This window comes from Aeromonas bestiarum, assembly GCF_000819745.1.
Classification (GTDB): domain Bacteria; phylum Pseudomonadota; class Gammaproteobacteria; order Enterobacterales; family Aeromonadaceae; genus Aeromonas; species Aeromonas bestiarum.
Map to the genome: position 1 here is coordinate 31,266 of NZ_CDDA01000041.1, position 24,218 is coordinate 55,483.

The 24,218-nt window shown below is 62.3% G+C and carries 17 protein-coding genes, 1 tRNA gene and 1 pseudogene; 6 read left to right on the top strand and 13 right to left on the bottom strand.

Annotated elements, in window-relative coordinates:
• Nucleotides 1-81 precede the first annotated feature (81 nt).
• From BN1118_RS20360 to BN1118_RS20390, 7 genes are all read right to left on the bottom strand, one after another.
• Nucleotides 82-762 carry a 4Fe-4S dicluster domain-containing protein gene (locus BN1118_RS20360; protein WP_043557730.1) on the bottom strand — a complete coding sequence of 227 codons (681 nt, stop codon included), beginning with the start codon at nt 760-762 and terminating at the stop codon, nt 82-84.
• Complete coding sequence (gene nrfB / locus BN1118_RS20365; protein ID WP_043557731.1) at nt 759-1,358, bottom strand: cytochrome c nitrite reductase pentaheme subunit; 600 nt, start codon at nt 1,356-1,358, stop codon at nt 759-761. Before nrfB ends, BN1118_RS20360 begins: the two co-directional genes overlap by 4 nt.
• Before the next feature lie 51 nt (nt 1,359-1,409).
• Entirely contained in the window at nt 1,410-2,852 is a 1,443-nt protein-coding gene (nrfA, locus tag BN1118_RS20370) for an ammonia-forming nitrite reductase cytochrome c552 subunit (protein ID WP_043557732.1), read from the bottom strand.
• A 925-nt stretch (nt 2,853-3,777) separates the two neighbouring features.
• Nucleotides 3,778-4,980 carry an anaerobic glycerol-3-phosphate dehydrogenase subunit GlpC gene (gene glpC / locus BN1118_RS20375; RefSeq protein WP_043557733.1) on the bottom strand — a complete coding sequence of 401 codons (1,203 nt, stop codon included), beginning with the start codon at nt 4,978-4,980 and terminating at the stop codon, nt 3,778-3,780.
• 103 nt (nt 4,981-5,083) lie between these two features.
• Nucleotides 5,084-6,361 carry a glycerol-3-phosphate dehydrogenase subunit GlpB gene (glpB, locus tag BN1118_RS20380; RefSeq protein ID WP_043557734.1) on the bottom strand — a complete coding sequence of 426 codons (1,278 nt, stop codon included), beginning with the start codon at nt 6,359-6,361 and terminating at the stop codon, nt 5,084-5,086.
• Nucleotides 6,358-8,052 carry an anaerobic glycerol-3-phosphate dehydrogenase subunit A gene (gene glpA / locus BN1118_RS20385; protein ID WP_043557735.1) on the bottom strand — a complete coding sequence of 565 codons (1,695 nt, stop codon included), beginning with the start codon at nt 8,050-8,052 and terminating at the stop codon, nt 6,358-6,360. The genes glpB and glpA overlap by 4 nt, the downstream gene beginning before the upstream one ends.
• A gap of 192 nt (nt 8,053-8,244) precedes the next feature.
• A complete protein-coding gene (locus tag BN1118_RS20390) occupies nt 8,245-8,700 on the bottom strand; it encodes a YchJ family protein (protein ID WP_084214220.1) in 456 nt (151 codons plus the stop codon).
• A gap of 130 nt (nt 8,701-8,830) precedes the next feature.
• On the opposite strand from BN1118_RS20390, the gene BN1118_RS20395 reads away from it, so the two are divergent.
• From BN1118_RS20395 to BN1118_RS20410, 4 genes are all read left to right on the top strand, one after another.
• Entirely contained in the window at nt 8,831-10,498 is a 1,668-nt protein-coding gene (locus BN1118_RS20395) for a methyl-accepting chemotaxis protein (protein ID WP_043557737.1), read from the top strand.
• A gap of 105 nt (nt 10,499-10,603) precedes the next feature.
• Nucleotides 10,604-11,815 (top strand): ROK family transcriptional regulator, encoded by a 1,212-nt coding sequence (locus BN1118_RS20400; RefSeq protein ID WP_043138976.1) that lies wholly within the window; start codon nt 10,604-10,606, stop codon nt 11,813-11,815.
• Complete coding sequence (locus tag BN1118_RS20405; protein WP_043557738.1) at nt 11,812-13,395, top strand: ATP-binding protein; 1,584 nt, start codon at nt 11,812-11,814, stop codon at nt 13,393-13,395. The genes BN1118_RS20400 and BN1118_RS20405 overlap by 4 nt, the downstream gene beginning before the upstream one ends.
• On the top strand, nt 13,396-14,061 hold the full coding sequence (locus tag BN1118_RS20410) for a response regulator (protein ID WP_043557739.1): 666 nt from the start codon (nt 13,396-13,398) through the stop codon (nt 14,059-14,061).
• Between the two features lie 77 nt (nt 14,062-14,138).
• On the opposite strand, the gene BN1118_RS20415 is transcribed toward BN1118_RS20410, so the two are convergent.
• From BN1118_RS20415 to BN1118_RS20440, 6 genes are all read right to left on the bottom strand, one after another.
• Entirely contained in the window at nt 14,139-15,671 is a 1,533-nt protein-coding gene (locus BN1118_RS20415) for a tripartite tricarboxylate transporter permease (protein WP_043557740.1), read from the bottom strand.
• A gap of 9 nt (nt 15,672-15,680) precedes the next feature.
• Nucleotides 15,681-16,142 (bottom strand): tripartite tricarboxylate transporter TctB family protein, encoded by a 462-nt coding sequence (locus tag BN1118_RS20420; RefSeq protein ID WP_042869974.1) that lies wholly within the window; start codon nt 16,140-16,142, stop codon nt 15,681-15,683.
• 46 nt (nt 16,143-16,188) lie between these two features.
• On the bottom strand, nt 16,189-17,154 hold the full coding sequence (locus BN1118_RS20425) for a tripartite tricarboxylate transporter substrate binding protein (protein WP_043557741.1): 966 nt from the start codon (nt 17,152-17,154) through the stop codon (nt 16,189-16,191).
• A 230-nt stretch (nt 17,155-17,384) separates the two neighbouring features.
• Nucleotides 17,385-18,914 (bottom strand): MltF family protein, encoded by a 1,530-nt coding sequence (locus BN1118_RS20430; RefSeq protein ID WP_043557791.1) that lies wholly within the window; start codon nt 18,912-18,914, stop codon nt 17,385-17,387.
• A gap of 216 nt (nt 18,915-19,130) precedes the next feature.
• Entirely contained in the window at nt 19,131-20,816 is a 1,686-nt protein-coding gene (locus BN1118_RS20435; protein ID WP_042869981.1) for an aspartate:alanine antiporter, read from the bottom strand.
• A 774-nt stretch (nt 20,817-21,590) separates the two neighbouring features.
• Nucleotides 21,591-21,666 (bottom strand) — tRNA-Asn (locus BN1118_RS20440).
• A gap of 133 nt (nt 21,667-21,799) precedes the next feature.
• Between BN1118_RS20440 and uvrB the strand changes: the two genes are divergently transcribed.
• Together uvrB and BN1118_RS20450 are read left to right on the top strand one after the other, a co-directional pair.
• Nucleotides 21,800-23,812: an excinuclease ABC subunit UvrB gene (uvrB, locus tag BN1118_RS20445; RefSeq protein WP_043557742.1), complete on the top strand. Its 2,013-nt coding sequence runs from the start codon at nt 21,800-21,802 to the stop codon at nt 23,810-23,812.
• Nucleotides 23,809-24,067: pseudogene (locus BN1118_RS20450) on the top strand (YkvA family protein). The gene uvrB and the pseudogene BN1118_RS20450 overlap by 4 nt, the downstream one beginning before the upstream one ends.
• Nucleotides 24,068-24,218: the final 151 nt, after the last annotated feature.

Genomic DNA, 24,218 nt, shown 5'->3' on the forward strand with positions numbered 1-24,218 from the left:
CTCCATCTGTTACGGCCGGGGTAGATGGTGATGGGGCAAATCCCCACACCAGCGAGGGGAAGTGAAACGCCTCTTGCATCGTCATGACTTTATCTCCCCTTTGGGCACGCGGTACATCTTGGGCGAGGTGCCGAGCGTCTGCTTGTAGCGATAGGTGGTCTCCTTCACCAGCCGTTTGGCGATGGGGCTGTCGGGGTCATCCAGATTGCCGAACACCAGCGCCTTGGTGGGGCAGGAGGCCACGCACGCCGGCTCCTTGCCCGCCGCCAGGTTGGTCTTGCGGCAAAAATCGCACTTGTCCGCCACCCGGGTGACCGGGTTGATAAAGCGCACCTGATAGGGACAGGCGGCCAGACAGTACATGCAGCCGATGCACAAGTCCGGGTCCACGTCGACTATGCCATCCTCCTTGCGGATATGGGAGGCGCCGGTCGGGCAGACGTGGACGCAGGGTGCATTGTCGCAGTGCTGGCAGGACTTGCGAAAGAAGTGGTACTCGGCATCGGGGAAGGTGCCTATGGGGCCGGAGCGGATGATCTCGAGCCGCGAGACCCCTTCCGGCACCTGGTTCACCTCCCGGCAGGCATCCATGCAGGCGGTACAGCCGATGCAGGCCGCCTCATCGTGGATCATGCCATAGCGCACCCCGTCTATGGTCTGGCTGTGAGCGAGGGTAGTGGCAAGGGAGCGGGTCGGCCCTGTCATCATGATGAGGGCCCCCGCGCTCATCCCCGCCATGAAGTGACGGCGAGAGCAGCTCATTGTGCCTCCTTGCCCGGGGTGGCGTTCGCCTTGGCCGCCTTGACGGCTTCATGCTGCTTGCTGTGGCAGTCGACGCAGAGCTGGATGCGGGACTTTTCCGGGATTTCCACCATGGGCTCCTTGGCCGGGTGCAGCTGGTGGCAGCTGGTGCAGGTGAGCTTGGTGGCGTGCACGTCGTGGGCCCAGAGCGCCTCGCGCAGGGGTTTGGGCTCGTGACAGCTCATGCAGACCCCGTTTTGCTCTGCGATGGGGTAGCTCTCTGTGCTCTGCTTGTTGTTGAAGCTGTCACTGAAGCGCATCACGTCCTTGACCCCTTCCCTGTGTTTGGGGGAGGGCTGGCCGTGGCAGTTGGTGCAGGTGACAGGCGCCAGGTTGTTGGGGTTGGTTGCCTGGCCATGCTTGCCGTGCATGCCGTACGCCTGCTCCTTGTGGCAGTCGGTACAGGCCGCATCGGGATTGCGCAAAAACTCCACGTCGTGGGTGGCGGGGAGGGCCGCAGGCGCGCTCGCCGCATCGGCGGCCTGGCCCTGCAGGCTGGTCAGCAGCATGGCTGCCATCAGCATCAGTCGTAAGAAATCCATCGTTAAATCACCCATAGGAAGCCTCCATCCGATTGCGGGCCCGACACTGCGGGCCCGCATGCCTCATCATTGTGCGAGCCGTCCGGCCACTTTGGCCTCGGCATCCCAGGCGGGGACTGTGGTCTTGAGGAACTGGGCCTTGTCGTTGTTCATCTGTTTCATGTCCATGCCAAGGGCGGCCTGGGCCTTCTCCTTGCTGGAGATGTCAGGAATGGCGATCTCGTGGCTGATCCCCTTGGCCGCCAGCAGGCGAGCCAGCTTGGTGCGGGCGTCTGCTGCCTTGTCCAGAGCGGTACCCAGCATGCGCAGCGCCACTTCCGGTGCGTGCATCTGCACCCCGTGGGAGGCGATGGAGAAGTCCCAGCGCCATTGGGCGTGGCGGATGTCCTGCTGAATGTCCTTCATCTCGGCGTCGGTGGCGCCGGCATCCCAGGCCGCCTTGGCTTCAAAGTGGGCGTGCACCAGCTGCTTCTCGACTCTGAGCTTGAGATCGTGAACCGCATCCTTGCGCTGCTGGACTATGCCTTGCAGCATCTCCTTGCTCTGGGTGTGGCAGTTGCGGCAGGTCTGATCGAAGCGATCGAAGGGGTTGCCCACCTTGTGATCCGTGTAGACCTTGCCCTGTTCGTTCTGCACCTTGGGCATGTGGCAGTCGACGCAGGCGACGTTGTTCTGGCCGTGGATGCCGGCGCGCCAGGTCTCGTATTCCGGATGCTGGGCTTTGAGCATGGGGGTCTTGGAGAGGGCATGCGTCCAGTCGGCGAAACCGATCTCGTCGTAGTACTCTTCCATCTGCTCAACAGTCGTGCCCTTGTCCCAGGGGAATTTCACCGCCTTGGTGGGGCCGCTGAAGTAGTACTCCACGTGGCACTGGCCGCACACCTGGGACTGCTGATCGAAACGCCCCTGCTCCTTGAACGGTTTGCCGATGGCGGTCATGGCGCGGTCGGCATAGGGACGGGAGAGGTGCAGGGCAGGTTTCCCTTCCTTGAACTCTTTCGAGGCTGTGTCGTGGCAGTCGGCGCAACCTATGGTGTTGACGATCTCGGGTCCGCCTTTTGCCCACATGCCCTTGAAGTAGCCATCTTCGCCTTTTTCATTGATGACGCGGGCCACGTCCGGGCCCTTGCAGCTCCAGCAGGCCATGGGCAGGGGGCCATCCTCGGCGGTCTTGGGGGCGCCGGTGCGCAGGGTTTCCCGCACGTCGGTCAGGGCGTAGAAGTGGCCGCGCGGCTTGTTGTAATCCTTGGAGAAGGGGTAGCCGGCCCAGAGCACCACCATCTGGGGATCATCCGCCAGGGCGTCGGTGCGCTCCTTGCTCTCGCTGGTGCCTTTCCAGCTGCTGAACTGATCGGCGTGATCCTTGGCGAACAGCTCGCTGCGCGCCTCTATTTTTCCCGTGGGGCTGGCCTCCTCGGCCTGTGCCAAGCCGCTGGCGCAAAGGCAGGTGGTAAGCAGCAGGGCGGCTAGGCCCAGTCTGGTCTGTCTGTTGTGTGAACTCACGATCATCACTCCCAAATCGATCTCATTGCCAGACCTGACCGTTCCATCCTGGATGTGGGCATCAGCCCCCGCACTAGGCAGGAGCAGGCAGGCCGATTAATTGTTATTAGTGAATAAAACCCATGTAATTATGCGATTGCTCGGGCTGGATATTACCAAATGGGTAAAATGAATGATGATTTATCGAGGCGGGGCTTGCGCTAGATCAATTGCCGGGGGAGGCAAGTGCCGGAAATGAGATCCCGGTTAAATTATGAGGAAACTCAACTTATTGGACCACAGTTAACCGACACTATTGTCATTTGCCGGTGAGTGGGGGCGGCAAGCCTTGTCCTACATGGAATGTGCTGCGGGGTAGGGGGTGGTCTATCCATTTCGGGATATAAAAGTAAATTTGCATAAATACTCAATATTGATGGCGCCAAAGAGAGGCAAAACAAGGGCTGAACCAGCGGATTCAATCATGTTGAGCGCCCTTGTCATCACCCGTTTCCATGCAGGGTGATCCGCGCCTGATCACCCTGCCCCTTGATGAAGAAGGGGAATAAAGAGAGCCAGCGATTGCCGGCTCTCTTTATTTGTGGGTGATGGAGTTATCAGACCAGCGCTTTTGCCAGCAGGTGTGCTCATCTCTATATCCATCTGCCACTGTGATCTCTTATGCCAGCGCCTGGGCCAGCAGGTGGATGGGATGCTCACAGCGGGGAATCGGAGTGCTCATCTCTATATCCATCTGCCACTGTGATCTCTTATGCCAGCGCTTGGGCCAGCAGGTGGATGGGATGCTCACAGCGGGGAATCGGAGTGCTCATCTCTATATCCATCTGCCGCTGTGATCTCTTATGCCAGTGCCTGGGCCAGCAGGTGGATGGGATGCTCACAGCGGGGAATCGGAGTGCTCATCTCTATATCCATCTGCCGCTGTGATCTCTTATGCCAGTGCCTGGGCCAGCAGGTGGATCGGGTGTTCACAGCGGAACGGCGTACTCATTTCTATCTGCCACTTGCAGGTCTCGCAGTCCGTGATGACCAGATCAGGCTTGAGGCGGTTTATCTGATCAAACAACCCCTCGCCTATGGCCTGGCTGGTCTCGTAGTTTTCCGACTTGAAGCCGTAGGTGCCGGCGATGCCGCAGCACTGGGACTCCAGTACCGTCACCTTGACGCCGGGGATGGCGCGCAGCAATTCGAGGGTGTAGATGACGCCCCCCATCTTCTCCATGTGGCAGGGGGTGTGGTAGGCGATGTGCAGATTGAGCGGCTTCATGGCCGGCTTGTTGCCCCGGTAGAACTCGTTCCACAGGAAGCGGGTCACCAGCGAGATGCGATCCCGCACCTTGTGGTTGTCCTGCTCCAGCAGGTGGGGGTATTCGTCCCGCAGGGTAAAACCGCAGGTGGAGGAGGTGGCCAGGAGCGGCATCTCGTTGCCAAGCAGGGTGTTCTCCAGCTGCTTGATGTTGAAGGCCGCCTGCTGTTTGGCCTTGTCCATGAAACCGTTGGCAATCAGCGGCACGCCGCAGCACTTCTCCCGCTCCAGCAGTTGCATGCCTATGTTCATGGCGTTGAGCACCTGCATCAGCTCCTTGCCGAGCTGCGGGTGGTTGTAGTTGACGTAGCAGCCGTGGAAATAGGCGATCTGGCGCTCATATTGGGCCTGGCTGGCTTTCTGCTTCTTGTACCAGCCGCGGAAAGTGCCTTGCGAATACTTGGGCAGGTCGCGGTGGGAGGAGACCCCCAGCGCCTTGTCCAGCACCAGCTTCATCGGCTTGAGCCCTGTGGTGAAGTTGACCACGGGCGCCATCAGGGTGGACATGCCGCCCATGAGGTCGGTATGGGAGAGCACGAATTCGCGGATCCCGGGCTTGAAGTCGCTGTATTTGTGCTTGGCCTTGGCGATGATGTCGCCGATGCGCACCCCGCTCGGGCAGGCCACTTCACAGCGCTTGCAGTTGGTGCAGTACTTGAGGGCACTGTCGAACAGCTCGGGGCTCTTGATGCGCAGCCGCTCCCCATCGGGACCCGCCTGCTTGGGGCCCGGGTAGGCCGGGTTGGCCTTGGCCACCGGGCAGTAGGCGGTGCAGACGGTGCATTTGATGCACTGATCGAAGGTTTGGTTGGCGTGATCCAGTAGCATGATTTACTCCTCCCGGGCCGGATTGAAAGCGCAAGGGACGCGGCAATGGGATTGTCGAGCGGGCAGCGGGCTGCCCGCAGTCAGGAAATGCAGGGTGGACATCTCACACCCCTGCCAGAATATGGCCGGCGGCCTGCCAGCCGGTGGCAACCGCGACACCTGAGCCGGAGCCTTCGCGGATCGGGTCGTAATGGGCCAGCACACTGCCCGCCCCATAGAGGTTGGTGAGCGGCTTGCCGCCGCGCAGTACCCGCAGCTTGTCGTCCGTCTTGACCCCGAAGCCCATGAAGGGGTGGTGGTCGAACAGGCGGCGACCGGCCCAGGCATCGCGCTCCTCCAGGCTCAGCACGTCGGCGTTGAAGATGGGTTCGCGAATGCCGCGCAGCCGGGATTCGAGGCCGCGGCTGAAGAAGCTGCCGGAGGCGAGCACGAAATGGTCCGCCTCGAACAGCTGATCGTCGCCGTTCTGGCTGTGGACGCCTATCACTCTGTCCCCCTCATAGCGGGCGCCCAGCACCCGTTCGCTGGTGAGGAAGGTGCCACCAAGGGCCAGGAAGCGGCGCTTGAGCGCCTCCTGCATCCGCATGCCGATGAGTGAGGGCGGCATGGTAGCCACCTCCTTGATGGTGCAGCCAGTGCGTTTTTCCAGCTCCGCCAGACGGGGGCCGACCAGCCCCAGCGACAGGCAGGCGGGCAACACCACATGGCGGCAACCGGGATCGCTGCTCTCGTGCACCATGCGGCAGATCTCGCGGGCCAGATCGGCCAGCAGATCGGGCTGATCGCCCTTTTGCTTGTCAAACAGGCGGGCTATGTCGGCGGAGCGAAACTCGTGGGGATTGCGGCTGAATTCGGCGAGCTGGGGCAGGCGAATTTCACCCGTCATGATGCGGCAGTGGGCGAAGCGCGGATGAGTCGCCAGGTTGGCAGCCGCGAGCGCCGGGTGAAAGTCGCGAAACCCTTCCAGGGTAGCCAGCAGGATGGCATCGGGGGCGGGCGCATCTGTCTGGCAGGCGCAGGTATGGGGCGACAGCCAGGTGGATTTCAGGGTGCCTATAGGGGTCAGCCGCTGGTGGTTGGTCTCCTGGCGAAACAGGGGCAGCCCCTGCTCGTGGCAGTGGCGCTGCAGATCGGCGAGGCTCGCCTCTATGTTGGTCAGGCCCACCTTGCTGTAGGGGTGATCCGGGTGCTCGGTCATGAAGGCGGGCAGGGCAGCGCGGGGATCGCCGTCGCTCTCCAGCAGATCGACCGAGCCGGAGGAGAAGTGCAAGGCACTCTGGCCAGAGGCCATCAGCAGCGTCTTCTGACCCGCTTCGGCGAGGCGCAGCGCCGCCGAGAGGCCCGCCATGCCGCCACCTATCACGATACTGTCAAATTTCATGACTGCACTCCTTGAGTCAATGGGGCCTGGCTGTGGTCTTCTGTCCTGGTGACGGGGTCGAGGGGAAAGGGGGGCTCGGCCACCAGGTGGGGCGCCGTCCACTCTCCCAGACCAAACAGCCCTTCGTAGATCCAGTAGGTAAACTCCGCCTCGCGCAGGGCATCGCCCCACAGCACGGGACGGGTGCCCTTGTAGCGCTCCTCCAGGAACTGGCGCAGCATGACGCAGGCCTGGCGGCCATCGGCCTTGCCGTACTCCTGCATCAGGCCGGCGGCCCGGTAGGCGCAGAGCTCACCCTGACAGGGACCCATGCCCAGACGGGTGCGGCGGCGCAGATCCACCAGATTGTCCACGTCCAGCTCGCGCAGGGCGTACTCGATTTCGCCGGCCGTCACCATCTCGCATTCGCAGATGAGGGCGTTGGCCTTGGGATTGTCACGAAAGAAGGCGATGACCCGCTCGCCGTGGCGATACTGGGCCGAGCCTTCTGCCGGGGCCGACAGACCGGGGGCGGAGACCTTCTCCGGATCCCGCGAGCCGGGCAGGCTCAGCTCGGCGGTGCGGCACGGTTTGGTGTTGCCTATCTTCTTGGCGATGAGGTCGGTGGCCCACTCGGCCATCAGCCGATAGGTCATCAGCTTGCCGCCTGTGATGGTGTTGAAACCCTGCAGGCCGTCGCGATCGTTGTGATCGAGCAGGACTATGCCGCGGCTGATGTTGCGGCCGGTTTCGTCGCCATCCACCGCCACCAGAGGTCGAACCCCGGCGTAGGCGCGCAGCAGACGGGTGCGCGCCATGATGGGGGCTAGCTTGATCCCCTCGCGCAGCAGCACTTCCACTTCGTCCGGATCCACGGTGAGCTGGTCAATCTTGTGGTAGTCGATGCGGCTCGAGGTGGTGCCTATGAGGGAGATGGTATCGCCCGGTACCAGAATGTCCGCATCCGCCGGTTTGCGAGCGCGGTTGAGCACCATCTGGTTGATGCGGTAATCCATGATGAGCAGGGAGCCCTTGGCCGGGAACATGCGGATGCCGAGATCGGCGTACTCGCAGATCTGTTGGCCCCAGATGCCGGCGGCATTGATCACCTCCTGACACTCCACCTCGAACGCTTCGCCGGTGCGGGTGTTGATGGCCTTGACGCCATGGACCCTGTCCTGGGTGCGCAGCAGCCCCAGCACCTTGCTATGGGTGAAGATGCGCGCGCCATGTTCTTTCGCATCCAGCACGTTGGCGGCGGCGAGGCGGAAGGGATCGACAGTGCCGTCCGGCACTTGAATGGCGCCGATCAGCGCCGGGTTGACGTTGGGCTCGAGGCGCAGCGCATCGGCCGGATCCAGCTGGCGGGCGTCGATACCCGCCAGGGCACAGGCGTCCATGAAGGTGTTTTGAAAATTGATGTCATCTTCCGGCAGGGTGACGAAGAGGCCGCCCGTGTCCTCGACACAGTGGCTGGCGATCCGCTTGAGGATGCGGTTCTCCTGAATGCACTCGCGGGCGGACTCCGGATCCGTCACCGCATAGCGGGCGCCCGAGTGGAGCAGGCCGTGGTTGCGGCCCGTGGTGCCGGCGGCGATGTCATCCCGCTCCAGCAGGATGCAGTCGATGCCGCGCAGTGCGCAATCGCGCATGATGCCGGCTCCGGTGGCGCCACCCCCTATGATGACGACTTGTGTGGTTATTCTTTTCATTCTTGCCCGTCTCATCTCTTCCAGATGACGCCAGTGTGGCGCCTCTCTGGCCGAAAATGTTTGATATGGGCCAAATTAATGCTCGTAAACGCTCATGCGTGCGCAGGCTAATGAGCAAATCGTGACTCTGGTCACACTCCCATAACAGAGAAGGGGCCACCAGGGCCCCTTCTCTTGGCATGAGACGGGTGTTCAGCCACAGCATTTCTTGAACTTCTTGCCGCTGCCACAGGGGCAGGGGTCGTTGCGCCCTGCCTGCAGCGGTGCCGGATCCTGCTCGCCGTCTGTGTAGACCCAGCGTCCCTGATAACGCACGAAGCGGGAACGTTCATGCAGGCAGTGGCGCTCCTCCCCCTCCTTGAACCAGGCCTTGAACTCCACCATGCCGGTTTCGTCCGAGGGGCCGCCTTGGGCGGCGAGGATCTCCAGCCCGTCCCAGCGGGTGTCGGTTTGAGATAGCTGATCCGCCGTCAATCCCCCCAGGTGATCAGGGTGCCAGCTGTGCACCAGATAGTCGCCCAGCCCCAGCACGAAGGCGCTGTAACGGGAGCGCATCAGCTGCTCCGGGGTTTGCGCCTCGGCCCCCTGGTGCAGTGATCCACAGCACAGTTCGAGAGAAATAGTTGAACCGCAAGGACATTTGTTCATGTGTCAGCCCATCAGGGTCGATAGATAAAGGTGCGGGGATTGTAGCGAAAGCGGGTCCCCGCCGACCAGCGCCCTATACTGGTTGGGTAGGAACGGAACACCAATAAAAACAGCTGCAAGGATGTGAATGATGACGCTAAAGCAGAAAATTCTGTTGCTGGGAGCCATCCCCGTGCTCCTGATGGCCCTGGTGGTCAACCTCAGCAACTACATGATTTCCAAGAGCGATTTGGAAGCCGATCTGGTGGCGGCGCGGGAGAATGCGATCAAGGATCGCAAGGCGTTGCTCAGCAGCTACCTGATGCTCGCCAAGACGGCCGTCGACACGGCCTACAACCAGCCAGACAGCCCGGAAGCGCGCAAGCAGGTCACCGAGATCCTGCGACCATTGCGCTACAGCAGCGACGGCTACTTCTTCGTCTATGACTTCCAGGGCAATACGGTATTGCTGCCGACCCGCCCCGAGATGGAGGGCAAGAACCGCTGGCAGGACAAGGATGCCAAGGGCAAGCTGCTGATCCAGGAGATCGTCAAGGCGGCGCGCCAGGGGGATGGTTTCTCCGAGTACTGGACCGCCAAGCCCTCCATCGGGCGGGATGCGCCCAAGCTCTCCTTCAACCTGGTGCTCGACAAGTATCAGTGGATCATAGGCACGGGTTTTTACATCGATGACATCGACAACGAACTGGCGGCGCTGCGCACCGAGCGTGAGAGCAATATGCACGACTCCCTGCAGAGCAGCGTGCTGCTCATTCTGGTGATCCTGGGGATCACCCTGGCGGTGACTGTGGTGATCGGCAATCGGGTCACCCGACCGCTGGCGGATGCGGTGTCGGCCCTCAACGACATAGCCGATGGGGAGGGGGATCTGACCCAGCGCCTCAAGGTGCAAAGTCATGACGAGATTGGCCAGCTGGCCACCGCCTTCAACCGCTTCGTCGAGCGGATCCAGTCGGTGGTGAGTCAGGTGGGAGAGACCAGCAATCACCTCTTCAGTGCGGTGGAGAAGCTGCACCACCTGAGCGAGCACTATGACCATCAGATGCATGGCCACAGCCGGGAGACGGATCAGGTGGTCACCGCCGTGACCGAGATGAGCTCCACCGCCCAGGAAGTGGCGGCCAGCGCCTCCAACGCGGCCACCGCCACCAGTGACGCGGCGCGCGAGTCCGATGCCGCCCGTGGCGTGGTGGGCAGCGCCATCAACAGCATCAACCGGCTGGTGGGCGAGGTGCATACCGCCTCCGGCGTCATCGAGCAGTTGGCGCAGGAGACCGGCAAGATAGGATCCGTGGTCGAGGTCATTCGCGGCATTGCCGAACAGACCAACCTGCTGGCGCTCAACGCCGCCATCGAGGCGGCCCGGGCCGGCGAGCAGGGGCGCGGCTTCGCTGTGGTGGCGGACGAGGTGCGATCGCTCGCCGGGCGTACCCAGCAGAGCACCAAGGAGATCAACGAGATGCTGCAGCGGCTGCAAAGCGGCGTCAAACAGGCGGTGGACGTGATGCAGGCCAGCGAGGAGCGCAGCCAGGAGACGGTACAGGAGGCGAGCCACATCGCCACTTCCCTCGACAGCATGGTGATGGCGGTCAGCACCATCAACGACATGAACATCCAGATAGCGACGGCGGCCGAGGAGCAGCATGCGGTCTCCGAGGAGATCAACAAGAACCTGGTGGCCATACAGCAGATCGTCAGCGAGCTGACCGACGCGGCTGTGGAGTCCAACAGCACCACCCGCGATCTGGCCAGCACGGGTGACAAATTGCGCAAACTCGTCTCCCAATTCCGCTACTGATCGCATTTTTGCCGTCTGGACGTGATTTCCAGACGGCAAATTTGGGGATTGGCGGAGAATGTGGGAAAATTGTCACCATCCGCTCTTTTCGTTAACCCATATCCTATGAATGAGATCGTGAAAGGCAGTATCGATTTGATCCGTCAGCTCAACTATGGCCTGGTCTACGCCAGCCTGGAGGAGCACAAGGAGCTGTCCCGTACCGATCTGTCCCGTTTAACCGGCCTCTCTCCGGCCAGTATCACCAAGATCACCCGTGAACTGCTCGATGGCGGTCTGGTGGTGACCTGTGGCGAGAGCTCGGTGGGCCGTGGTCGCCGTCAGACCCTGCTGCGCATCAACGAGCGCCGCTTCCAGTTTCTCTCCATGCGTCTGGGCCGTGGCTATGTGGACATGGCGCTGTTCGATCTGGCCGGTCGCTCTCTCGCCCGTCATCGTCACACCTTCAGCGAGGCCGAGCGTGCCGACCTGCTGGCCAGCCTGGTGCGCGCCATCGAGGGCTTTTTGCCCAAGAAGGCGCTGCGCCTTGCCTGCATCGCGCTCTGCCTGCCGGGGCAGGTGGAGCGCCACTCCGGCATGGTCAAGCACTTCCCCTTCTATGATCTGCGCAACTGGCCGCTTGGCCCCACCCTGCAGGAGGCGTTCGCTGTGCCCGTGCTGGTCAGTGGCGACGTGCGCACCTGGATCCAGGCCGAGCGGGAATGGGGCGCGGCCAAAAACTGCGCCGATGCTGTGCTGGTGTTCGTGCACAACGACATAGGGGTCGGCATGGTGGTCAATGGCCAGCTCATCGAGAGCGAGTCGGCCCTGCTCGGCGATCTCAGCCACCTGCAGCTCGAACCCTACGGCCAGCGCTGCTACTGCGGCGGCTTTGGCTGCGCCTGCACGCTAGTGACCAACCAGGCGCTGGAGGCCCAGTACCGGGATCTGCGCGAGCGGATGCAGGAGCATGATCTGCCCGAGAGCGTCACCATCCGCGAGTTGTGCGAGCTGGCGCTGGCGGGCAACAGCCTGTGCCAGGATATTCTCCATCAGGCGGCCGGTCGTCTCTCCCGGGTGCTCTCCAACCTCATCTGCCTGCTCAATCCGGGCAAGCTGCTGCTGGGGGGGGAAATAACCCGCGCCGATCGGCTGCTGTTCCCCATGCTGCACCAGTCCCTGGCCAGCCAGTTGCCAGCCGAATACCTGGTGCGGCTGCAAATCGAATCCACCCACTTCTACGAAGATCCCACCAAGCCCACCTCGGTGCAGGTGCACAAGGCCCTGCGCGACGGCAGCCTGCTGCTCGACCTGTTGCGAGGTGACAAGGAGGCATGAGACTCGGGTTGCAAGGACGCTTCCTGCTCATGCTCTGTCTGGTCAGTCTGCTGCAACTGGTGTTGCTGAGCGGGGCCAGCTACTACTACGTCTCCGAGCAACGCTACCGCGAGGTGGGGGATCAGGCCCTCGACGTGGCGCGGCTGGTGGCCCGTGAACCCGGTGTCATCGCCGGGGTGAAGCGCGGCGATACCGCCAGGCTCAACCTGCTGGTTGAGCGGATCCGCGCCGAGGTCGGCGCCAGTTACATCGTCATCGGTGACAGCGAGGCGCGGCGGCTGGTGCACCCCAATGCGGATCGCATCGGCCAGCCCATGGTGGGGGACGATCCCAGGCGTGCCCTGCAAGGAGAAGCCTATATTTCCCGTGCCCAGGGATCGCTCGGGGTCTCGGTACGCGGCAAGGGGCCGATCCGCAACGAGATGGGACAGGTCATAGGCGTGGTGTCGGTCGGTTATCTGGTGCGCGACATAGATGCGGATCTGCAGGGTTTCCTGCGTTTTGGCCTTGCGATGACCCTGCTCATCGTCTTGCTCAACAGCGGTGCGGCGGCCTGGCTGGCACGGCGCTACAAGCGCGCCCTGCTGGGGTTCGAGCCCGAGCAGATCGGCCGCCTCTATGCGGAGCTGGATTGCACCCTGCGCACCGTGCGTGAGGGGATCCTCACCATAGATGAACAGGGGCGGCTCACCTCTCTCAACCCCAACGGCATCCGCCTGCTGCGTCTTGACGAGCAGGCGGCGAGGGCGGCCATAGGTCAGCCCGTCACCCGCTTGCTGCCGGAGAGCCGCATGCTCTCCCTCATTCAGGATCCCCGTCCCCAGTTTGATGAAGAGATAGTGCTCAACGGCCAGCAGCTCATCGTCAACCGGCTGCCGCTGGTGCGGGACGGCAAGCTGATCGGCGCCGTGTCGAGCTTTCGCCGCAAGGACGAGCTGGCCGAGCTCAGCGCCCAGCTCTCCCAGGTGCAGGCTTACAGCGACCTGCTGCGAGTACAGACCCACGAACACAACAACCAGCTCGGCACCATAGCCGGCCTGATCGAACTCGGTGCCACCCGTGAGGCGCTCGCCTTCATCGGACGGGAGGCCGCCACCGAGCAGACCCTGCTCAGCTTCCTGATGGGGGCCATCGCCAAGCCCAAGGTGGCGGGCCTGCTGCTTGGCAAGTATCACAGGGCCCACGAGCTGGGGCTGGTACTGGTGATGGACCCAGACTCTCATCTGCACGACATCCCCCTTCGCGTCAGCGGTTCCCAGTTGGTGACAGTGCTGGGCAATCTCATCGACAATGCCTTCGAGGCCACCCGTCGTCACGGCGCGCCTTACCCGCCGATCCGGGTCTCGTTGAGCGATCTCGGCCAGGATCTCATCCTGGAGGTGGAAGACGGGGCGGGCGGCATAGATCCCGCCCTGGCGGACAGGTTGTTCGAGCGCGGAGTCAGCAGCAAGACGGAGCCGGATCACGGTATCGGCCTCTCCCTGGTGCGCAAGACCCTGGATGCCCTGCAGGGGACCATCACCATCGAAGCCACGGCGCAGGGCAGTTGCGTCGTCTGTTACATTCCCAAGGAGGTGTGAGTGATCAAGATCCTGATCGTCGAAGATGATCCGGCCATCGCCGAGATCCACCGTCGCTTCGTGCAGCGGCTGGCGGGGTTCGAGGTGCTGGGAGTGGCGCTCACCCTGTTCGATGCCAGAGAGCAGATAGACATCCTCAGACCCGATCTGGTGCTGCTGGATGTGTGGCTGCCGGATGGCGAAGGGTTTTCCCTCTTGCGTGAATTGCGCCAGGCCGGGGCCAGCCTGGATGTGATCCTGCTCACTGCCGCGCGGGAGGCGAGTGCCCTGCAGGAGGCGATGCGGCTCGGGGTGGTGGATTTCATCCTCAAACCCGTGGTGTTCGAGCGACTGCGCGATACCCTCGACAACTATTGCCAGAGCCGCGCCGCCCTGGCGGCCCTTGCCGACATCGATCAGCAGGCGGTGGATACCCTGCTCGGTACACCGTTGCAGCAGGTGGCGGCCGCTGGTCTGCCCAAGGGGATAGACGCGCTCACCCTGCAACGGGTGCTGACGGCATTGACCGGCGTCGGAGCCAGCGCCGAGGAGATAGGCAACCGGGTGGGGGTGAGCCGCACCACGGCGCGCCGCTATCTGGAGTTTCTAGTGGGTCAGCAGCTGGCGAGCCCGGAGCTGGAATATGGCACTGTCGGGCGGCCGGAGCGGCGTTATCGCCAGCCCTGAATGGGATAGCCACCTATCTTGTTTGCAAATAAAAAGAGCGCCTGTTGGCGCTCTTTTGCTTTATGAGATCCGCGAACTCAACTCGGATCAGATTGCAGCGTGGTGACCGGTGCGCGGCGGGACTGCCACCACTGCCAGACCGGCAACAGCAGCATCACCAGGGTCACCAGGGTGAAGCCGAGGGTGATGGGCCGCTCCCACAGGAAGCTCAGGGAGCCGTCGTTGATCACCAGGGCCCGGCGCAGGTTGTCCTCCAGCATGCCCCCCAGAATGAAACCGAGCAGCATGGGAGCCATGGGGAAGTCCAGCAGGCGCAGCCAGATGGCGATCAGCGCCACCAGCGCCATCACATAGATGTCCATGGTGTTGAAGGAGACCAGATAGACCCCGATCAGCGAGAACAGTAAGACCATAGGGATGAGCACGGGGCGCGGCACCTGCAGTATCTTGGCCAGATAGGGGATGAGCGGCAGGTTGAGGATCAGCAGTACCACGTTGCCCAGATACATGGAGATGATCACCGACCAGAACACGTCCGGGTGCTCTATGAACAGGCGCGGGCCCGGCTGGATGCCGTAGGCGATGAGGGCCCCCAGCATCAGCGCAGTGGTGCCCGAGCCCGGGATCCCCAGGGTCAACAGGGGCACGAAGGCACCGCTGGAGGCTGCGTTGTTGGCCGCCTCCGGTGCGGCTATGCCGGTCAGGCTGCCCTTGCCGAAGGCCTCCTGTCTGCGCTTGCTGGCGAAATTGCGCTCGGCGCCATAGGCCATGAAGGAGGCGATGGTGGCGCCGGCTCCCGGCAGTACCCCGATGAGAAAGCCCAGCACAGAGGAGCGCACTATGGGCGGCGCTATCTCTTTTACCTCGGCCTTGCTCAGTTTGAGGGAGCCGAGCTGCTGGATCTTGCTCGCCTCCTCCTTGCTGGTGTCCTTGCCCGGGCGCAGCACCGTCATCAGGATCTCCGCCAGGGCGAAGGTGGCCATGGCCAACAGTAGGAAGGAGAAGCCATCGCGCAAGTCCGGCAGGCCAAAGGTGAACCTGTCCACCCCGACGCTGCGGTCGATGCCGACGGTGGAGAGCATGATGCCGAACAGCGCCATGATCAGCGCCTTGAGCACCTGGCCCTTGCCGGCAAAGGCCGCCACCGCGGAGAGCCCCAGCACCATGAGGGCGAAGTAGTCCGCCGACTGGAAGGAGAGGGAGACCTTGGCGAGCAGGGGAGCCGCCACCATCAGGAAGATGGCGGACAGGGTGCCGCCGGTGAAGGAGGCGTAGGCGGCGATGGCCAGCGCCTTGCCCGCCTGCCCCTTGCAGGCCAGCGGATAGCCGTCGATGGCGGTGATCATGCTGGCGGAGCAGCCCGGGGTGTTGATCAGGATGGAGGAGGTGGAGCCGCCGAACATGGAGCCGTAATAGACCCCGGCCATCAGGATGATGCCGGAGGCGGGATCCAGCCCGTAGGTGATGGGGATCATCAGGGCGATGGCGGTGACCGGCCCCAGGCCCGGCAGCATGCCGATGAAGGTGCCGACGAAGCAGCCGACGATCACCATGAAGATGTTGATGGGCAGCATGGCGGTGCCCAGTCCTTGCAAAATGCCGTCTAACATGAATTCTCCTTATCCCAGCAGTTGCGTGAATAGCCGGCCTGGCTCGAGGTAGACGTTGAGCCCCTTGGTCAGCAGGGCCCAGAAGATGAGGGTGAAGGGCAGGCTCACCTTGCAGGCGAAGGCGAGGCTCTGCTCGCCCATCAAGCGGATCCCGCCGATGAGGAACAGGGTGGTGGCGATGACAAAGCCGAGCCAGCCGAGGGCCACTCCATAAACCAGCATCAACAGCAGCAGGGCAAAGACCAGTCGCCAGTTGCCCGTTTCACGCTGCAGCCGCTCCCCGCCCGGAAAGCAGATCAGCAGCAGGGAGAGCAGGGCGCCGACGCCAGCCAGGGCATAGGGCAGAGTGCTGGCGGTAAAGGGTTCATATTCGTCCCCGGGATAGCCGGGGATCAGGGTGGCGTGATAGCCGTAGGCGAGGGAGAGCAGCAAAAACAGCAGCCCCCCGAGTCGCTCCTTGGTCAGGTGCATGACGATGACTCCGTTGGGCGGGGCTGGCCCGCCACAGGTTGAGGGATCACTTGATGAAGCCGAGCTCGCGCATCAGGCCGCCAATCTGCTGCTCCTGCTGGTTGAGGAAGGCGGTGAACTCGGGGCCGGCCTGGTAGAGATTGGTCCAGCTGTTGCGGGCCCGGACCGTTTCCCACTCCGGCTTGTCATACATCTGCTTGAGCAGGGCGGCGAATTCGGCGGATTTTTCGGCGCTGACGGCGGGGGAGGCAAAATAGCCGCGCCAGTTGGCAAAGACAGTCGGGTTGCCCTGCTCGCTGAAGGTGGGGATCTCGCTGGCATCCGGCATGCGCGTCGGTGCCGTCATGCCGAGGATCCGCATCTGGCCGGATTTGACCGCCTCCATCGCCTCGCCAAAGCCGGTGGAGAGCACCTGGGTTTCCCCTGACAGCACAGCCGCCATGGCGCTGCCGCCGGCGTCATAGGCCACGTAACGCAGCTTGCCGGCATCCGCCCCGGCATTCTTGAAGGTCATGGCCGCTACCAGGTGATCCAGGCTGCCACGGGCTGAGCCGCCGGCTATCTTCACCTTGGCGGGGTTGGCCTCATAGGCGGCCAGCAGCTGGGGCCAGTTCTGGTAGGGGGAGTCCAGCGGCACGGCCAGCGCCTGATAATCGGCGATGATGGCGGCGACCGGGGTGAGATCCCGGAACGATTGGGGCAGCTCCTTGGAGAGGGATTTGACGATGATGGGGGTAGAGTTGACCATCAGCGTCTTGTCGGACTGGGCCGAGGTCTCGATCAGGTGGGCGATGGCCTTGGCGCCGCCGCCGGCCGAGATGTTCTGGTAGGAGGCGGTGGTGATGAGGCCGGACTTGGTCAGCGCCTCGCCGGTGCCGCGGGCCGTGTTGTCCCAGCCGCCGCCTGCACCGCCCGGAATGAGGAAGTGGATTTCGTCTATCTTGGCCTGGGCGCCGAGGCTGGCGCCCAGCAGGCAGCAGAGCAACGTGCGTTTGAGGGTTCCTTGCAACATGGTGTACTCCTTGTGATTGTTGCAAGAAGGTTAATTAATCGTGTCTGGCTGGAAAACAATCTGGCCGTAATGGCTATTAAGGCTGTTGTGGTCATTGTGTTCATTCTGGTCATGGCAGTGTGAGGGGCTTGGCCATGGCGGATGGCGGGCATGTGCGAACCCTGCCGCAGGGTGAAAACGCGCGAGGCTCCCCATCTGCAAGAGGGAGCCTCGCGGATGCCGGGTGTGGCTCATCCCTTTGATGGCGGGGCGGACACCTTGTCGTCGCGGCTTCCCTGCTGCTTGATGGCTTCGGTTGCCTGCTGCTTGAGCTGCAATTGTTCCATCACCAGCTTGTAGGCGATGTAGTACTTGTAGATGTTGCCCACGTAGGTCACGGTTTCGGGGCCTATCTTCTCCGCCGCCACGTACTCGACGTTGTGGAACCAGACGTTGGGATCCAGCCCCCGCTTCTTCGCCTCGGTGCGCAGCCGCGCCACCCGGGCGGGGCCGGCGTTGTAGGAGGCGAACGAGAACAGCGCCTTGTCGAGGGCTGTCATGGGTTCGTCCGCATAGTAGTGATCTATCATCCAGCGCATGTATTTGGCGCCGCCGTGGATGTTGGGCTCGATCTGGCGGATATCGCCCACCTTCAACCCCTTGCCGGTGGCGGGCATGATCTGCATGATGCCGATGGCGCCGACGTGGCTGCGCGCCTTCTGGTTGAGCGCCGACTCCTGATAGCCCTGGGCTGCCATCAGCAGCCAGTCCACGTCATAGCGATCGCCATACTGGCGAAACAGCTCCACCACCTGCAGGAATTTCTTGCGCTCGGCCTCGGCGGCGGCGCTCTTGACGAACTTGTTCTGCTTGAGATAACGGGCCAGGATGGCCTCTCCCGTCGCCTTGCCGCGCAAGGCGGCTATCTGCTCGTTGAGCATGGCGAGCAGCTGGGGGCTCTCCTTGCGCACCGCCCAGGCGATGATGCCTCCCTCCCGGAACACGGGGTCTTCATGGATGCGGATGGCGGGGAAGATCTTCTGCCAGAAGCGGGCCTTGTGCTCGTCCATGACGATGAAGGGCAGCAGGCCGGCGTTGACCATCTCCACCAGATCTTCATCTTCCAGCGCTTCCGGGGCCGGCTGGATGTCGATAAGGGGTTCACCCGCCGCCTTGCGCGCCTGGTTGTAGGCGATCAGGCTCTCGAAGTAGCTCGAAGAGGGGCGTACATAGAGGGTCTGGCCTCCCAGGTCGGCGGCGCTCTCCACCTTGGGGGAGGCCGGCCCCGAGATCAGCAGCTCCCGCACGTTTTCCAGCAGGGGCGAGGTAAATTCCACCCCCTGCTTCTTGCGTTGATCCGTGATGGTGAGGTTGGCGGCGGCGATGTCACCCTTGCCCTCGACGAGGGACTTGAGCAGGGACTCCCTGGCTACCGGGATGAAGACGATGTGCAGCTTGAGGTGGCGCTTGAGGTTTTTTCCCTTGCGCAGCTGTTCGTTGAGCCGTTTCTCCAATTGCATGAAGGCGTCGTAGGTAACGCCCCTTTGCACCCCCTTGTTGATGAAGTAGCCGGTCTTGTTGTAGGTGGTCAGCACCCGCAGGGTGCGCCGCGCCAGCATGTCATCGAGGTCGCCGAGCATGGGGGTGGCCAGCTCTTCGGTACTGAATGCCAGCGAGGCTGGCTCGGGGTCGGCCTTCTCTGTGGGGGAGGCTTGCGGTGCAGTGGCGGCCTGAAGCGGGCCGCACAGCAGCCAGATCAGAAGGATCCATAACCGTATCATGACGATGCCCTCGTGTGTTTCATTGAGTGTAAGCGGCATGCAGCGGGCGCTTTAGCTCATTGGGTTTGATAAACAAGGGCGAATAGCACAATAGGCCCTATCGGATTGGCCGGGTCAGGAAGGGGGAGGCAGTGGTCTAGGCTGTGTGCGGGTGATGGGGGTGAAATGAAGAAGGGAGCCATCATGGCTCCCTTCTTGCTGCGGTGCGATACGGCGCTAGAACCAGAAGCCGATGATGAAGGAGCCAGCCAGGGTCAGCATGACGTTGGCCACCGCATAGGTACCCGCATAGCCGAGCGCCGGGATGGAGCTGTTGGCAGCCTCGTTCACCACGTCCATAGCCGGGGCACAGGTGCGGGCACCCGTGATGGCCCCCAGCAGCAGGGCCGGGTTCATCTTCAGCACCCAGACCCCGAACAGGTAGCCCACCAGCACCGGCAAGGTGGTCACCAGCATGCCGGAGAAGAGCACCACGGCACCGACCTGGCTCAGGTGATCCAGAATGCCGCCGCCCGCCTTGAGGCCTGTGCTCACCATGAAGACGGCGAGGCCCAGATCCTTGGCTAGACGCAGGGCGCCCGGCGGCACATAGCCGACCGTGGGGTGGTTGGCTCTCAGGTAGCCCATCAGGATCCCCGCCAGCAGCAGGCCGACGGCGTTGCCCAGACCAAATTCGAGCTGGCCGAACACCAGGGAGACTGAGCCTATCAGCAGGCCCAGCACGAAGAAGGTGGTGAAGGCCACCAGATCCGTGGTCTGGCTGTGGATGCTGATGAAGCCTATCTTGTTGGCCAGCAGCTTGACCCGCTGCTTCTCGCCACTGATCTGCAGCACGTCGCCCTTTTGCAGCATGATGTTGCGATCGAACGGCATCTCTATCTGGGAGCGTACCACCCGGTTGAGGAAGCAGCCCTTCTCGGTGAGGTTGAGCTCCACCAGATGGCGGCCCACCACGGCATCGTTCTTCACCACTATCTCTTCGGTGACTATCTGCAGGTCAAGCAGGTTGCGGTCGAACACCTCCTTGCCGTTGCGATAGTTGACGTCGAGCTTCTCGTGGCTCTCGGGATAGCCCACCAGGGCGATCTCGTCCCCCTCCTGGATGACGGCGTCGCCATCCGGGCTCGCCAGTATGCCATTGCGGCGGATCCGCTCCACATAGCAGCCGGTGTGGGGATAGATGCCTGTCTCGCGCAGGGTGCGTCCCCCGATCCAGGCCGCGAGCTCGGGGCCGACCCGGTAGGCGCGGATGATGGGCAGATAGGTCTTGCGGCTCTCGCTGTCGGACAGCCCCCGCTCGCGGGCTATCTTCTGGGCCTCGGTGTTGAGGTCAAGTCGTGCCAGGGAGGGGAGGTAGCGCACCACCAGCATCAGCCCCACCAGACCCACCAGATAGGTCAGGGCATAGCCGATCCCCATGTTGTCGAGCACGGGTTGCATGTCGGTGCCATGGGGCAGGTTGAGCAGGCCGCTGCGCAGGGCATCCTGTGCCCCCACCAAGGCCGGGGTCGAGGTCAGCGAACCGGCCAATATGCCGGCGGCCATGCCTGGTCCCAGGTTGAAGAACTTGGCCAGTCCCACCGTCAACAGCAGCGCCGTCAGCAGGATCACCAGGGTGAGGGTGATGTAGTGGATGCCGTCGCGCAGGAAGACGCTGAAGAAGTGCGGTCCCGCCTCTATGCCCACGCAGAAGATGAACAGCATGAAGCCGACGTTCTCCGTGGTGGCGGTGAACTCGAAGCCCATCTGGCCGAACAGCAGGGCTGTAAACAGCACGCCTATGGTGTTGCCAATCTGGAAATTGCCGAGTTTGACTTTGCCCAGCAGCAGGCCGAAGGCCAGTACCACGAACAGCAGCAGGGAGTCGCTTTGATGTAGCAGTGTCACGAAATCTATGGTCATGCCCGGAAAAACCGAGGAAAAAAGTGGGGCCGATATTGTGCCGGATCCCTCACCAATAAAGAAGCGTCAAAGGAGGATTAATCGGCAGTAAAGCGTCTCGCTGCCGCCATGGTCGAGGGAAACCTCGGGGCTGGCAGGAAAATAACCTCTATTTCCCTCTGTCTGCCCCGCTGTCAATGAGTGATACCTGCTATCTGTGATCCCGGCCCGTACACCCAGCTTGAAAATTTATTCCCTGCTGTTTGGCGGCCAGGTTTCGCGTTTTTTCAGCATATCTGACTGGGGGCGATGGACCGCAATGGAAACGGGTATTGGGGGACCGGATGGGGGGTGACCCATGGCGTACGGGATGGCGAAAAGATATCTGGAAAAAGTATCTGATCGCTGGCCTTTTGACCCATTCGGGGGGGCGCTCAAAAACAGCAGAAAATGGGGGCGGCAAGGAAAATGGCCCCTCGCTGGCGGCGATGGCCTGCGAGGCTAGGCCGTGACTGGCTTTGGCTGACTTACCCACAGAATCTGTGGATAACCCTGTGCGTGAAACTTGGTGATCAGCCTGCAGGCCGCGCCAATACTGGGGCGCAAGGGCTGTTCAAAAAATACCGGCAAAAAAATGTTTCTATAAAAATCAAATGGTTAGGTGTGGCAGAACAAAACACTGTCGGGGCAGAAGAGGGAGCAATGAGAGGTTGTCACCGCAGGGCGCGGCTTGTGCATTAAAATTGGCAGAGGAAAGCACTAAAGTGGATAACTTGCACCGAGATGGTGAGGAATTGGCTCCCCCGACTGGACTTGAACCAGTGACATACGGATTAACAGTCCGCCGTTCTACCGACTGAACTACGGGGGAACATCAGGCAAGGAGGGGCACTATACAGAGCTCGCTTTTCGAGGTCAATAGCCGCTTGGGCAGGAGAGTGGATACCCAGGCCACCCCAACTCGGAGTACACTTCTGCCTTGCCGTTTTTTGCCGGGAGTCGTCATGAGCAAGTTATTCCAGTTGGCCAGCCAGTTTGAACCCGCGGGCGATCAGCCAGAGGCGATCGCCCGCCTGCTCGATGGCATAGAGTCCGGCCTCGCCCACCAGACCCTGCTCGGGGTGACTGGCTCGGGCAAGACCTTCACCATGGCCAACGTGATCGCGACCCTGAACCGTCCCACCATGATACTGGCCCCCAACAAGACGCTGGCGGCCCAGCTCTATGGCGAGATGAAGGAGTTCTTCCCCGACAACTCGGTGGAGTATTTCGTCTCCTACTACGACTACTACCAGCCCGAAGCCTATGTGCCGACCACGGACACCTTCATCGAGAAGGATGCCTCCATCAACGATCACATAGAACAGATGCGGCTGTCGGCCACCAAGGCCCTGCTGGAGCGGCGGGACGTGATCATAGTCGCCTCTGTGTCGGCCATCTATGGTCTGGGGGATCCCCAGGCTTACCTCAGCATGATGCTGCACCTCAAAGTCGGGGATGTGATCAATCAGCGGGACATACTGCGCCGCCTCGCCGAGCTGCAATATACCCGTAACGACATGGCGTTTCAGCGCGGCACCTTCCGGGTGCGGGGGGAGGTGATCGACATCTATCCCGCCGAATCGGACAAGCTGGCGTTGCGGGTGGAGCTGTTTGACGAGGAGGTGGAGCGGCTCTCCCAGTTCGATCCCCTGACCGGTGCCATCGAGCAGACGGTGGTGCGCTACACCATCTACCCCAAGACCCACTACGCCACCCCGCGCGAGACCATACTGGGCGCCATCGAACACATCAAGGAGGAGCTGCGGAGTCGCCGGGAGCAGCTGTTGTCGCTCAACAAGCTGGTGGAGGAGCAGCGCATCAGCCAGCGCACCCAGTTTGACATGGAGATGATGCAGGAGCTGGGCTACTGCTCCGGCATCGAGAACTACAGCCGCTATCTCTCGGGCCGGGCGCCGGGGGAGCCGCCGCCCACTCTGTTTGACTACCTGCCGGGGGATGGCCTGCTCATCATCGACGAATCCCACGTGACGGTGCCGCAGATAGGCGCCATGTTCAAAGGGGACAGGTCCCGCAAGGAGACCCTGGTGGAGTACGGTTTCCGCTTGCCCTCGGCACTGGACAACCGGCCGCTGAAGTTCGATGAATTCGAGGCCCTGATGCCGCAGACGGTGTTTGTCTCGGCGACCCCTGGCCCCTACGAGCTGGACAAGTCCGGTGGCGACGTGGTGCAGCAGGTGGTGCGTCCCACCGGTTTGCTCGATCCCGAAATCGAGGTGCGTCCTGTCACCACCCAGGTGGACGATCTGCTCTCCGAGATCCGGCTGCGGGTCGCGGTGGAGGAGCGGGTGCTGGTGACCACGCTCACCAAACGGATGTCGGAGGACTTGACCGAGTATCTGGCCGATCACGACGTGCGGGTGCGCTATCTGCACTCCGACATCGACACCGTCGAGCGGGTGGAGATCATCCGTGATCTGCGCCTCGGCAAGTTCGACGTGCTGGTGGGCATCAACCTGTTGCGCGAAGGGCTCGACATGCCGGAGGTCTCCCTGGTGGCCATTCTGGATGCGGACAAGGAGGGCTTCCTGCGCTCCACCCGGTCGCTGATCCAGACCATTGGCCGCGCCGCCCGCAACCTCAACGGCAAGGTCATTCTCTATGGGGATACCATCACCAACTCCATGAGGGTGGCCATCGAGGAGACGGAGCGCCGCCGCGCCCTGCAGCATGCCCATAACCTCGAACACGGCATCACTCCCAAGGGGCTCAACAAGTCGGTGGGGGACGTGATGGACATGGGGGGCAGCCGCAGCGCGGGCAAGGCGGGCAGGGGCGGTCGCAAGGCAGCAGAGCCGCAAGGGGAATATCATGCCCGCTCCGCCAGCGAGATCGCCAGAGAGATCAAGCGGATGGAAGAGCAGATGTTCCAGCATGCGCGGGATCTGGAGTTCGAACAGGCGGCCGCGTTGCGAGACCAGATCCAGCGGCTGCGCCACGAGTTGATCGAAAGTTGATGGGCAAACGCTGGCTCATCTGGCGGCGCGTGCGTCGCCTCTATCTGGGCTTTCGCCACCCGGCCACCCCCCTGGTGGGCCAAGGGGCTGGTGATCCTCATTTTGCTCTATGGCATCAGCCCGGTGGATCTCATCCCGGATCTGGTGCCCCTCTTTGGCTGGCTCGATGATATGACTCTGCTGCTGGTGTTGCTGTGGGGCTGGGAGAAGTGCCTGCCTGAACACGTCAGGCTGACGCTGGATAAACAAAACTGAATCAGTTCCCCTCTTAATCAGGGGTGAACAGGAGCCGGTTTTTTATCTTTTTCAGGTAAAAAAAGGAATCGATTGGGTTTCGTTTTCCACTGATTAAAAAGAGCATAATAGGGAGATTGTGACCCTGAATGCATTGGCGTAGACTCCACGC